The organism is Sphingopyxis sp. JAI128 (genome assembly GCF_014207235.1).
In the GTDB taxonomy this organism is placed as follows: Bacteria; Pseudomonadota; Alphaproteobacteria; order Sphingomonadales; family Sphingomonadaceae; genus Sphingopyxis.
This window is the reverse complement of record NZ_JACHDA010000002.1, coordinates 43,328-55,838: the sequence shown is the minus strand read 5'-3', so window position 1 is coordinate 55,838 and position 12,511 is coordinate 43,328. Positions and strand designations below refer to the sequence as shown.

11 protein-coding genes and 1 tRNA gene are annotated in these 12,511 nt (G+C 65.1%); 3 read left to right on the top strand and 9 right to left on the bottom strand.

Features of this window, described 5'->3' with window-relative positions; genetic code table 11:
• Positions 1–118: 118 nt before the first annotated feature.
• The 6 genes from HDC35_RS04280 to HDC35_RS04255 all read right to left on the bottom strand — a co-directional run bounded on the left by HDC35_RS04280 (position 119) and on the right by HDC35_RS04255 (position 5,818).
• Positions 119–194 (bottom strand) — tRNA-Lys (locus HDC35_RS04280).
• A gap of 110 nt (positions 195–304) precedes the next feature.
• Positions 305–1,411 carry a rod shape-determining protein RodA gene (gene rodA / locus HDC35_RS04275; protein ID WP_184644093.1) on the bottom strand — a complete coding sequence of 369 codons (1,107 nt, stop codon included), beginning with the start codon at positions 1,409–1,411 and terminating at the stop codon, positions 305–307.
• Positions 1,408–3,315, bottom strand: a complete 1,908-nt coding sequence (gene mrdA, locus HDC35_RS04270) for a penicillin-binding protein 2 (protein WP_184644091.1) — start codon at positions 3,313–3,315, stop codon at positions 1,408–1,410. Before mrdA ends, rodA begins: the two co-directional genes overlap by 4 nt.
• 18 nt (positions 3,316–3,333) lie before the next feature.
• Positions 3,334–3,855 (bottom strand): rod shape-determining protein MreD, encoded by a 522-nt coding sequence (locus tag HDC35_RS04265; protein ID WP_184644089.1) that lies wholly within the window; start codon positions 3,853–3,855, stop codon positions 3,334–3,336.
• Entirely contained in the window at positions 3,852–4,754 is a 903-nt protein-coding gene (gene mreC, locus HDC35_RS04260) for a rod shape-determining protein MreC (protein WP_184644087.1), read from the bottom strand. The genes HDC35_RS04265 and mreC overlap by 4 nt, the downstream gene beginning before the upstream one ends.
• 17 nt (positions 4,755–4,771) lie before the next feature.
• Positions 4,772–5,818: a rod shape-determining protein gene (locus tag HDC35_RS04255; protein ID WP_058803912.1), complete on the bottom strand. Its 1,047-nt coding sequence runs from the start codon at positions 5,816–5,818 to the stop codon at positions 4,772–4,774.
• Positions 5,819–6,017: 199 nt separating this feature from the next.
• On the opposite strand from HDC35_RS04255, the gene mutL reads away from it, so the two are divergent.
• Together mutL and HDC35_RS04245 are read left to right on the top strand one after the other, a co-directional pair.
• Positions 6,018–7,841 (top strand): DNA mismatch repair endonuclease MutL, encoded by a 1,824-nt coding sequence (gene mutL / locus HDC35_RS04250; protein WP_184644085.1) that lies wholly within the window; start codon positions 6,018–6,020, stop codon positions 7,839–7,841.
• 1 nt (position 7,842) lies between these two features.
• A complete protein-coding gene (locus tag HDC35_RS04245; RefSeq protein ID WP_184644082.1) occupies positions 7,843–8,364 on the top strand; it encodes a hypothetical protein in 522 nt (173 codons plus the stop codon).
• Here the strand turns inward: HDC35_RS04245 and HDC35_RS04240 are convergent.
• From HDC35_RS04240 to HDC35_RS04230, 3 genes are all read right to left on the bottom strand, one after another.
• Positions 8,315–9,544, bottom strand: coding sequence for a nucleotide pyrophosphatase/phosphodiesterase family protein (locus tag HDC35_RS04240; RefSeq protein WP_184644080.1), 1,230 nt, complete (start codon positions 9,542–9,544; stop codon positions 8,315–8,317). The two genes, HDC35_RS04245 and HDC35_RS04240, sit on opposite strands and share 50 nt — an antisense overlap.
• A 42-nt stretch (positions 9,545–9,586) precedes the next feature.
• Positions 9,587–11,155, bottom strand: a complete 1,569-nt coding sequence (locus HDC35_RS04235) for an alkaline phosphatase (RefSeq protein ID WP_184644078.1) — start codon at positions 11,153–11,155, stop codon at positions 9,587–9,589.
• 77 nt (positions 11,156–11,232) lie between these two features.
• Entirely contained in the window at positions 11,233–11,979 is a 747-nt protein-coding gene (locus tag HDC35_RS04230; protein ID WP_184644076.1) for a glutaredoxin, read from the bottom strand.
• A 32-nt stretch (positions 11,980–12,011) separates the two neighbouring features.
• Between HDC35_RS04230 and HDC35_RS04225 the strand changes: the two genes are divergently transcribed.
• Complete coding sequence (locus HDC35_RS04225; RefSeq protein WP_184644074.1) at positions 12,012–12,413, top strand: MerR family DNA-binding protein; 402 nt, start codon at positions 12,012–12,014, stop codon at positions 12,411–12,413.
• Positions 12,414–12,511: the final 98 nt, after the last annotated feature.

Sequence of the window (12,511 nt, the reverse complement as noted above, 5' to 3'; positions counted from 1 at the left end):
GACAATATCACCAGAGAATGACGCCAAATTCCCGCGCTCGATTACGTGGCGATTACGTGAGGCCAAAACTGACCACGGCGGCGTGGCGCCCGATCAATCAAAACTGGCGGAAAAGTTATGGTGGACGCACTAGGGCTCGAACCTAGGACCCGCTGATTAAGAGTCAGCTGCTCTACCAACTGAGCTATGCGTCCACTGCCGGTTTCCGGCATTCGCGACCCGGGAGCAGCGCCTCCGTGTCGTGAAGAGAGCGGCCCGCTATCATGGCGTCCTATGGTTGGCAATGGCCTTTTGCACTTTTTTGTCAGTGAAAGCGCCGGGTGCCGGTTTTGCTGTCGTTTTCGATCGCCAGGATAATGCCGACGCAGGTCATGATCGTGAGCATCGATGAGCCGCCATAGGAAAAGAGCGGGAGCGGGATGCCCACGACGGGCGCCAGCCCCATCACCATCATCAGGTTGATCGCGATGTAGAAGAAGATCGTCATCGTGAGGCCTGCGGCGGCGAGTTGCCCGAACCGAGTCCGCGCCTTCAGCGCCACGCGCGTGGACCAGCGCAACAGCAGGAAGAAACCGAAGAGCAGCGCGAGCCCGCCGATCAGCCCCCATTCCTCGGCCATCGTCGCAAAGATGAAGTCGGTATGGCCTTCGGGGAGATAGTCGAGGTGGCTCTGCGATCCGTTGAGGAAGCCCTTGCCGCCGATGCCGCCCGAACCGATCGCGATCTTTGACTGGCTGATATGATAGCCCGCGCCAAGCGGATCGCTTTCGGGATCGAGGAAGATCAGCACGCGCTTCTGCTGATAGTCGTGAAGGAAAGAGAAGAGCACGGGCAGCGCCGCGAGGCCGGCGACGGCGGTGCTGCCGAACCACCAGAAGGGCAGGCCTGCGACGAACATCACGACGACGCCGCCCACGCAGATCGACAGCGCGGTGCCGAGGTCGGGTTGGAGCATGACAAGCGCAGCGGGGAGTCCGATCATCACCATCGCGGGCCACAGCGCGGTGAAGGTACGCGTGTTGCCGGGCGGAAGCTGCGCATAAAAGCGCGCGAGCGCGACGACGATCGCGACCTTCATCAATTCGGACGGTTGAAGATTCATGAAACCGAGGTTGAGCCATCGCTGACTGCCGCCGCCGACGAAGCCGAGCAGTTCGACCGCGAACAGTAAGACGAGTACCCCGATATAGGCTATATAGGTGAAATCCTCGAAGATGCGCAGGGGAAAGCGCCCGATCACCAAGGCCATCGACAAGAAAATGAGGAAGCGTGCGCCCTGCTGCAGCGCCCAGGGCGACCAGTTGCCGCCCGCCGCCGAATAGAGCACGAGCAGGCCAAAGCCGGCGATGCCGCTCAGGATCGCGATCAGCTTCCACGGGATACGCTGGATCGCTGGCGGAATGGGAATCATTGCGGCACTCCGGGTTCGGGGTCGCTCGCCGTACCTGATTTCCACGCGGCATAATCGCGGTCCATCCGTTCCTTGATCGTTCCGCCCCAACCGGCTTCGAGGGTGGCGAGCGCTTCCATCGCCTTCTCGCGGTCGAAAAGGAAAGTCATGAAATCCTTTGCCACCGGCGCGGCGGCGCGGCTACCGCCCATGCCGTGCTCTATGACGACGGCGGTCGCATAGCGCGGATTGTCCACCGGCGCGAAGCCGACAAACAGGCCGTGGTCGCGGAATTTCCACGTCCCGGCCCTGCCGTTGCCGGTATTGAGCCCGCGCACCTGCGCGGTGCCCGTCTTGCCCGCCATGGTAATGCCGTCGAGCGGAAGCCGGCTGCGTCCGGCGGTCCCCCCGGGGCCGTTGACGACAAGGTCCATTCCGTGGCGCGCGGCGGCGAGAGCTTCGGCCGAAAAGGGCAGGGGCTCGTTCTTGAATTCGCGGTTGATCAGCCGCGGGTAGAGCCGGCGGCCCGAGGCGATCCGTGCGGTCATCACCGCGAGTTGCAGCGGATTGACACTGACATAGCCCTGTCCGATGACCGCGTTCAGCGAGTCCGATGCCGACCATTGCTGGTCGTATTTCTTCATCTTCCACGCGCTGTCGGGAATGGTGCCGTATCGCTGGTTGCTGCCGGCAAGCTGATATTCTTCGCCGAGCCCCAGCAGGCGCGCAGTGGGCGCCATCGCGTCATAGCCCAGCCGGTGCGCGAGCCAGTAGAAATAGCTGTTGCAGCTTTTCATGATCGCCGATGGCATGTCGAGGCTGCCGTGCGTGCCAAGGCAGCGAAAAAAGCGATTGCCCAAGCGGTATCCGCCGATGCAGGTATGGCGCTCGCTGGGATCGACGCCATGCCCAACCGCGGCGATCGCGGCCATCGGCTTCAGCGTCGATCCGGGCGGATACAGGCCGCGCGTCGCCTTGTTGATCAGAGGCTGGTGATCGTCGGCGCGCAGCCAAGCATATTCGCTGGTGCTGATCCCGTCCGAAAAGCTGTTGGGGTCGAAGCTCGGCATCGAGACGAAAGCGAGGATGTCGCCGTTGTGGCAGTCGATGACCACGGCCGCGCCCGACTCGCGGCCCATGCGGCGCGCGACATATTCCTGCAGATCGGCATCGATCGTCAGATGGACAGTCTTGCCCTGCACATCGGCCTGGGTGGACAGGTCGCGGACGACCTTGCCGCGCGCGGTCACCTCGACGCGCCGCGCGCCGGGCTCGCCTTTCAGCATCTCCTGGAAATATTTCTCCAGCCCGTCCTTGCCGATCTTGTAGCCGGGGGTGATGTAGAGCGGATCCTTCGCCTTTTCATATTCCTCCGCGTTCGGCGCGCCGACATAACCGATCAGATGGCCGACCGCGGCGCCGGTCGGGTAATTGCGTGCGAAGCCGCGCTGTGGCGCGATGCCGGGCAATTCGGGCAGGCGGACGAGGATCGAGCTATATTCGGCCTCGGTCATGTCCTCCTTCACCGCGACGGGCTGGAATCCCGAAGCGGCCTTGAGGTCGCGGTTGATGCGTTCCATCGCGTCGCCGTCGAGCCGCAGCAATGTCTGGAGCTGGCCGAGAACCAGCTTCCGGTCGTGCAGCCGGTCGGGGATGATGTCGATGCGAAGGCTGACTCGATTGTTCGTGAGCGCCTTGCCGTTACGGTCGACGATCCAGCCCCGCCGCGGCGGGATCAGCGTCAGATTGACGCGGTTGCTTTCCGATTCAAGGACATAGCGGTCGTTATCGACCACCGAAATATAGGCCATCCGCGCCGCGAGGGCCACGCCGACCGCCGCCTGCGCCCCGCCGACCACGAGCGCGCGGCGGGTGAAGGTTATGCCCCTCCAGGCTTCGGTAATCGGCGGACTCTTCTTCGGCATGTGCGGGTTGGAACCAGTCTATCGGCGCTTCAAGCGGAAATTGTCAAACTTGCCCGTCAGGCGCATGAATAGCGGCACGAGCAACGCCGAAATGACGATCTGGGGCAGGACGAGGCCCAGCACCCGGCCGATATCCGCGTGCGGATGGGTGATCAGCGCCGCGAGCGACTGGACGATGGCCACGAGCAGGGCCGCAATCGCCCAGTCGTGGAAAAAGCCGCGCCAATAGATACGTTGCGAGGAATAGGCGATCGCGATGCTGGCGAGCGTCCACAAGCCGACGGCGGTTCCGATCGGCGCGCCGCTGAACAGATCGTCCCAAAGCCCCAGCGGCAGACCGATCCACACCGGCCACATTTCGGCGCGAAGCAACTGCCAGCAGAGGAAGAACAGCAGGCCGAGCGGCGGCAGGACCGGCGAATTGGCGATCAGAGGGAGCATCAGCGGCAGGGCCGAGGCGAACATCACGGTCCCGATCGGCACGATGCGCATCCGCCACAGCGATGCCGGTTCGCCGAGGCGCGGCCCTTTCTGATTCATGGTGCTTTCGCAGGGGCGGGGGCCGCGGGCCCGGGCAAGCCCTGCGCTTCGATATTGTCGGGCGTATAGGGGCGCAGCACCGACACTGCATCGACCTTGCCGGGGTCCGCGAGCGGCCGGGCGAGCGCGCCGTCGTCCTGTCGCCGCACCACGATCGCGACGGGAATATTGGGCGGATACAGCCCGCCGGTTCCCGAGGTGACAAGGATGTCGCCGGGTTTGAAGGGGTTGTTCGCGATGTTCAGCGTACGAACGTCGAGGTCGCCATTGCCGCGGCCGCTGGCGAGCGCGGGCAGGCCGTCGCGCGCGCGGCGGATGGGCACGATATTATCGACGTCGGTCAGCAGCAGCACTTGCGAGACCGATGGCCCCGCGCCGAGCACGCGGCCGATCAATCCGTCGGCGCCGCGCACCGGCTGGCCCGCGGCGACGCCGAGATTGCGGCCGATGCTGAGCAGCGCGATACGTTTGCTGCTCGTTGAGGTAGATGTGAGGAGATAGCCGTTGGCGAGCGCGGTCTTGTCGGTTTCCTGCAGCCTGAGAAGCGCCTTCAACTGGCGGTTTTCTTCCTGCAACGAACTGGTTGCCACCAGTTCGCGCCGCGTGTCGGCAAGTTCGCGGCGCAGCCGCCGGTTCTGCGTGCCCGCGCGGACATAAGCGCCGACCGTATCATCGATGCCCGAGATCGATCCGATCGCCGAACGCGATGCGCGCGCGATCGGCGCAGTAATTTCCTGGCTTGCCACGCGCAGCTGGGCAAAACCCACGGGGTCGACCACCGACAGGATCGCCAAAAGCAGCCCGGCCACCGCCCCTGTCACCGCAATGACATAGGCAGCGAACAGGCTGTACTGGGCCTTTCGGGATTGCCCCGGACGCCGATGTGCCGGGCGAGCCATGGTTCAGCGCCTTGGTATCAAGCTTGCTGCAACACGCCGCGGAAGGCGGGGTCTTCCATCGCGCGGCCGGTGCCGATCGCAACGCAGGTCAGCGGATCTTCGGCCACCGTGACCGGCAGGCCGGTCGCATCGCGCAGCAGTTCGTCGAGTTCGGCGATCAGCGCGCCGCCGCCGGTCAGGACGATCCCCTGGTCGACGATGTCGGCGGCGAGTTCGGGCGCGGTGTTTTCGAGCGCGATCCGCACACCCTCGACGATCGTGCCGATCGGTTCGGACAGCGCTTCGGCGATCTGGGCCTGATTGATCGAGATTTCCTTGGGAACACCGTTGACGAGGTCGCGGCCCTTGATGTGAATCGTGAGGCCAGTACCGTCGGCGGGAATGCGCGCGATGCCGAAATCCTTCTTGATCCGCTCGGCAGTCGCTTCGCCGATCAGCAGATTATGATGCCGGCGGACGTAGGAAACGATCGCCTCGTCCATCTTGTCGCCGCCCGCGCGGACCGACGTGGTATAGGCGAGGCCGCGGAGCGAAAGCACTGCGACTTCGGTCGTGCCGCCGCCGATATCGACGACCATCGAACCGATGGGCTCGGTCACCGGCATGTCGGCGCCGATCGCGGCGGCCATCGGCTCTTCGATCAACCACACCTCGCTGGCGCCGGCGTTCGATGCGGCATCGCGGATCGCGCGGCGTTCGACGCTGGTCGAACCCGATGGGACGCAGATCACGATTTCGGGGCTGCGGAACGCGTTGGGCTTGCCGCCGTGCACCTTGGTGATGAAGTGTTTGATCATCTGTTCGGCGACGTCGATGTCGGCGATGACGCCGTCGCGCAACGGGCGGATCGCCTCGATGCTGTCGGGCGTCTTGCCCATCATCAATTTCGCATCGTCGCCGACCGCCTTGACCCGCTTGATTCCGTTCAGCGTTTCAACCGCGACGACCGAGGGCTCGTTGAGCACGATTCCCTTGCCGCGCACGTAAACCACCGTGTTCGCGGTGCCAAGATCGATAGCCATGTCTTGCGAGTTGAATTTAAGCCAGCGGGAAAAGAAGGACATCTATACTGCTTCCTGTCATCGGCGCCCTCGGCCCCCGAAACGGCCCCGTGCCCCTGTCGTGTTTGCTTCCGCGCGCCGGTCCCGGCGACAGCTTCAATCAGGGAGAGATTCCGGCTCGTCCGGGGGGACTGGCTGGACGGAATGATCAGGCTGTGCAGGTGGGTCGCGATTTGCGTCCGACTGCGCTAGGAGAGCCCCCATGTCAATACGTCGCCTGCCGGAAAAGCTCGTAAATCGGATCGCAGCCGGTGAAGTGGTTGAAAGACCCGCCGCAGCGCTCAAGGAACTGGTTGAAAACGCCATAGACGCCGGTGCGACTCGCATATCCGCGCGAATCGCCGAGGGCGGAATTTTGCGGATCGAGGTCGAGGACGATGGCTGCGGAATGACCGCCGCCGATATGGCGCTCGCCCTCGAACGCCATGCGACGTCGAAGTTGCCGACCGACGCGATCGAGGATGTCGCGACGATGGGGTTTCGCGGCGAAGCGCTGCCGTCGATCGCGAGCGTCGCGCGGCTGACGCTCGAAAGCCGGATCGCGGGCGGCGATGGCTGGAAACGCGTCGTCGACAATGGCGGCGTTGCGGCGGAGGGACCCGCGGGGCTTGCGCAGGGCACGCGCGTGATGGTCGAGGATCTGTTCGCGCGCGTTCCCGCGCGGCGCAAGTTCCTGCGCAGCGCGCGCAGCGAATATGCCGCGTGTCTAGACGCTGTGCGGCGGCTTGCGATGGCGCGGCCGGACATTGCTTTCGTGGTGGAACATGACGGGCGCCGCGTGCTCGATGTGCAGGGCGGGCAGGACCGGGTCGCGCGTGTCGCGGCGCTCACCAGCCGCGATCTCGTCGCGAACAGCATAGGGGTCGATCTCGACCGCGGCGATGTGCATCTCGGCGGCGTCATCAGTCTGCCGACCTACAATCGCGGCATCGCCGACCATCAATATCTCTTCGTCAATGGCCGCCCGGTCAAGGACCGGCTGCTCGTCGGCGCGCTGCGCGGTGCCTATGCCGACCTGCTCGCGCGCGACCGCCACCCGGTCGTTGCCTTGTTCCTCGACGTACCGACGAGCGAGGTAGATGTGAACGTGCATCCGGCGAAGACCGAGGTGCGCTTTCGCGATCCGCAGCTGATCCGCGGCATGATCGTCGGGGGGCTCCGCCGCGCGCTCGACGAGCATGGCTTTCGCAGCGTCCAGCGTCCCGCCGAGGCGGCGCTCGCCGCCTGGCAGCAGGAAGCGGTCGCGCCGCGGCCACCGGCGCCGACTCTGTTCGCCTCGCATTTGCCTCATCCGCAGGCGCCCGCCGAGCACCTGTTCGGCGCCGACGAGGATCGGGCAACGACCGCCTTGCTGCGCGACCGCATTGTCGGTTTCTCGCCGCCGAGCGACGCGCTGCCGATGGGCCGCGCCGAGCCCGCGGTGGCGCCCGTGCCGCAGGCCGACGCGCATCCGCTCGGTATCGCGCGGGGGCAGATCGCGAAAACCTATATCGTGGCCGAGGCCGAGGATGGGCTCGTCATCGTCGACCAGCATGCCGCGCACGAACGGCTGGTACTCGAACAATTGCGCCGCGGGATGAGCGGGCAGGCTGTGCCCTCGCAGGGGCTGCTGCTGCCCGAAGTCGTAGAACTTGACGAACCCGCATGCGACCGGCTCGAGGCGGCGGCGCCGCAGCTCGCCGCGCTTGGTGTCGAACTCGAACGCTTCGGCCCGGCGGCGGTGATGGTCCGCGCAACGCCCGCGATGCTCGGCGCGATCGACTGCCGCAAGCTCGTGACCGACATCTCCGACGACCTCGCCGGCTACGACGCGGCGCTTGGGCTCAGCGAGCGGCTCGAATTGGTCGCTGCCACCATGGCGTGTCATGGATCGGTGCGGGCGGGCAGGACGTTGAGCGTTGCCGAAATGAACGCGCTGCTCCGCACGATGGAAGTCACCCCGCATTCGGGGCAGTGCAACCATGGGCGCCCGACGTGGGTCAAGCTCGCAATGGACGATGTGGAGAAATTGTTCGGGAGGAAATAGGATGAAGGTCGGGATAATCGCCCTGTCGATCGCCGCAGCCATGCCCGGTGCCGCCGTGCCGGCGCCTCCCGCGCCATCCTGCCCGGCGCACCCGCTATTGCCGCCCGAACTCGCCGGCTGGTCGCGCGACGCGGCGGGCAGGACCATCTATGCCTACGGCGACGACCTTGGCGCCGACTGGCCGCCGCTCGGCGCAGCGCGGACCATGTTGCCGCTGCACCGGTTCGAAAGCCTGCGCTACGGCACCGCCCCCAAGCGCAAGCCCGACGTCCATAAATTCGGCGGGATGATCCCGATCGAGGTCAAAAAGGCGGGGCGGCTCATGATCGCCCTCGACGCGGGCGCGTGGATCGATCTTGTCCAGGACGGCGTGGCCCGGAAATCGGTCGCGCACGGCCATGGGCCGGGCTGTTCGGGCATTCGCAAGCTGGTCGAATATGATGTGACGCCGGGACGTTACCAGCTCCAGATCGTCAACGCCCCGGCCGCGTCGATCCGCGCGATGGCGGTGCTGCGCGACTGATCAGAACGCCTGCCGCGTCGCTGGCAAGCGGCGTGACGCCCAGGAGCGACATCAGCAGCGGATAGACCTCGATATTGTCGACAATGCCGACGTCGCCCTTGAGGCCGGTGCCGCTCGCGATGAACAGCGCGAGCATCTGGGGATCCTGATTGTCATATCCGTGTGCGCCGCCCCTGACCGGCCATGTCGGCGATCCCGCGAGGATCGTCCAGCCGGGTTCTGCGATGCAGATGATCGCAGCGACGCGCGGATTCTGGCTATAATGCAGCCGCTTCGGCAATTCCTCACGGCGGTTGCAGCGCATATGCTCGTGCGGTTTCAGCAGCGCGTCATGCACGCGGTTGTCGGTCGCGGCGGCGGGCTCGATCGCGGCGTAGGGGCCGGTTTCGACCGCGATGATGCTGGGGAGGTCGATCAGGTCGGCGAGCTGGATCACGCGGCTCGCGTCGATTGCGCGCATGCCGTGATCGGCGACGACGATCATTTGCACGGGCTGGCCCAGCTTCGCGAGGCCCGCGACAAGCTCGCCGATATGTGCATCGACCTCGGCGATCGCGGCGTTGACCTCCGCGCTGTCGGGACCGAATTCGTGCCCCGCGCTGTCGACCGCCTCGAAATAGAGCGTCACGAACGCGGGGCGGATATCGGCGGGGCGGCGCATCCAGTCGAGGATCGTGTTGACGCGCTGCGCATAGCCGACATGCTCGTCGTAGCGCAGCCAGTCGGCGGGGCGTGCCTCGTCTATCGCGACCTCGCTCCCCGGCCAGAACATCGTCGCGCTGCGCACGCCCGCCTTGCCCGCGGTCACCCACGCCGGTTCGGCCTCGTCCCACCAGAAGGGATCGAGCGATTGTTTCGGCTCGCCCAGGCTGAACTTCACGCCGGCGCGCCGCGGATCGATCATATTGTTGCCGACGATGCCGTTGTTGTCAGGGCGCTTGCCCGTGACGATCGCATAATGGTTGGGGAAGGTCTTGGTGGGAAATGAGGGGCGCAGCTTGCCATGCGCACCGCCGGCCGCGAGCCGCGAGAGGTTCGGCGTAATCCCGCGGCACAGATAGTCGGCGCGAAAGCCGTCGATCGAGATCAGCAGCGTGACGGGTTTGCGCACGCCCCCGTCCTGCGCGTGCGCGGCGAGAGGAACGAGCAAGGCGAGCAGCAGCGACAAAAGGCGATTCATGGGCGCTCCGCTATGGCGCCTTTGTGACCGTCCGGCGACAGATCATGCCATCTTGATCCCTGCAACATCGCGCTCGACGACCCCCGTCGCGCGTTTCGACAGCGTGTTCACGGCAGTCGTCACCTTGTCGACGACCATGAAATGTGTCTGCCAGGCGTCGCGATTGACGTCGCACACGACGTAGCCGCGCTGATCGTTGGCGAATTTGAGTTCGGGGTTCTGGCTGAGGAACATATCGGTGCCGACACGCTGGTCGCTGCCGTCGCCGCCGCTCGAGATCGATGTTGCGACGAACTCGGCGCCGACGACCTTGTCCCGAAGCACAAGGTCGCCGCAGAAATTCTGGTGCTCGTCGCCCGTCAGGACGACATTGTTCTTGAGCCCGGCCATCCGGGACAGGATGCGCTCGCGCGGCGCTTCATATCCCGCCCAGCTGTCGAGATTGAGGATCTTCGCGGGCTCCTCGGGCTTGCGGCGGCGGTCGAGCGACATCATCGTGACCTGCTGCGCAAACGCATTCCAGGTCGCGCCGCCCTTTGCGAGGTTGCGGCCCAGCCATTCTTCTTGCGCCTTGCCAAGCACCTCGGCTTTCTTGTCGAACACCCCCGGACAGGCCGGCTTAAAGCCGTCTCCGCATGGTTGGTCACTGCGATATTGCCGCGTGTCGAGCAATTGCATCGCCATCAGGTCGCCCCAGCGGAATTCGCGATTGAGCGCGACCATGCCGGCGCGCGGCAGTAGCGCCTTGCGTACGGGCATATGTTCATACCATGCCTGCATCGCGGCCTGTTTCTTCAGCATGAAAACCTCGGGCGGCGCGGCTTCGGGGTCGTTGCCGTCGAGGCCCAGCTTCCAATTGTCGAAGTCCGAAACCCAGTCGTTGCGGATTTCATGATCGTCAAAACTCGACAGGAATGCGTGGGTGCAGCGCGCCGCCTGCAGGTCGATGTCGCCGAGTTGCTGCGCATAGGCGAGACGGAAGTCGCCAAGGTCGATCAGGTTGCGGAACGCGTGCTTGCGCACCGGCCGGTTCGGAAGGCCGGCGTCGAACAGATAATCTTGACTATATTCATAAATGAAGTCGCCATAATGATAGACGAAGGCAAGGTCCTCGCGCGCGAGGTGGCGATAGGCGCCGAAAAAGCCCGCCTCGAAATGCTGGCATCCGGCGACCCCGAATTTCAGCGCGTCGGCCTTTGCGCCCGGCGCGGGCAGGGTGCGGGCGCGGCCGCGCAGGCTGCGTTCGCCGCCTGCGGTGAATCGGTAATAATAGGGGCGGTCGGGTTGGAGCCCCGCGACCTCGACATGGACGCTGTGGCCGAGTTCGGGGCGCGCCAGTTCGGTCCCCTTTGCGACCACATCGTGAAAGCCGCCGTCGCTCGCAACTTCCCAATCAACCGGGAAATTCACGAGGGGCATCCCGCCGTGGCGCTCCATCGGTTCGGGGGCGATGCGCGTCCAGAGGACGAAGCCGTCACTCGCCGGATCGCCCGCCGCAACACCCAGGCTGAACGGGAATTCGCGGAAGAGGCCGCCTTCGGCGCGCAGGATCGCTGGGGCGGAAAGGCCGGCAAGCGTGGCCCCGGCAAGGAATTGGCGGCGATTGAACATGGCGGGGCTCCGTGGGGCGAATCGACGCCCCTCGATAGCCGAGCCCTGCGTTACATCAATGATCGATGGGCCTTGAGCTAAAACCACATGCGCGCCATCCACAGTGCCATCGCGGCCATCATGACATTCTCGGTGAGCGAGACGAAGCCCAGCGGCACCTTGCTGCTGCCGCCGACGCAGGCGCATTTGATGTCGCGCCGGTCGATATAGACCGCCTTGAACACCGAGGCTGCGCCGATGCCGCCGATGAACAGCGCGACGGGGATCGATAGCCAGGGGAGGGCGTGCGCGGTCATGAGCACGCCCGCGAGCCCCTCGGCGAAAGGATAGATGCTGGCATAAGGCACCCAGCGCCGGGCGAGCAGGTCGTAATTCAGGAACATCGTCGCGAATTTGTCGACGTCCTGCAATTTCAGCAGCGCGAGCACGATCATGCTGAACGAGATGAACCATTCGGCGGCGCGCGAGGTAAAAGCATTGCCTTCGACGGAAAAACTGGCGGCAAGCGCCATCAGCGCAGTCATCGCGAAGAGGGCGATCACGGGGGTGTAGCTGGTCGCGTCGGGATCGGCGACCTTCAGCCCGAAATGGCGGCGGAGGTCGTCATATCCGCCGATGCGAACGCCGTCGATGAAGGTCTGCGGCGTTGTCGCGACGCCATGTTCGGCCTTGAATGCGTCGGTTTCCTCGCGGGTCGTCAGCCAGCGGTCGTCGACAGCGAAGCCGCAGCTTTCGAGCAGATGTTTTGCCTTGAGGCCATAGGGGCAGATGTGCCCGGGCATGACCATGCGATGGAGGATTGCCTGTTTCGTCATACGCGCCATATAGCGTCCGTACCATAGTACGGAGTCAAGTAATGCAACTGACGATCGGAAAATTGGCGGCGGCGGGCGCGGTCGGGGTCGAAACCGTGCGCTATTATCAGCGCCGGGGCTTGATGGGAACGCCGGTGCGTAGCGGCGGCGACGGTTTGGGCGGAGGCGTGCGCCGCTATGACGAGGACGACCTCAGGCGGCTAAAGTTCATTCGCGCAGCGCAGGGCGCGGGCTTCACGCTCGACGAAATCGAAGAATTGCTCGCGCTCGAGGCCGGCGATGATCGGATCCGCGTGCGCCACCTTGCGCGTCAGAGGATCGAGCTGCTCGACGAAAAGATCGCGCAGATGACCCGCGCGCGCGCCGCTCTCGCGCGCCTCGCCGATCAATGCGCGGCGAGCGAGAAGGGACCGTGCCCGATTTTGGCGGCGTTCGAGCCCTGAGCCTTCCTTGCGCTTTTCCGCGCTGGGTCCTGTCGTTCGCCGGGTTGCACACGGAAATCGCCAGCGGCTTTTCGTCACCCCCAAGGCAGGCGTGAGCT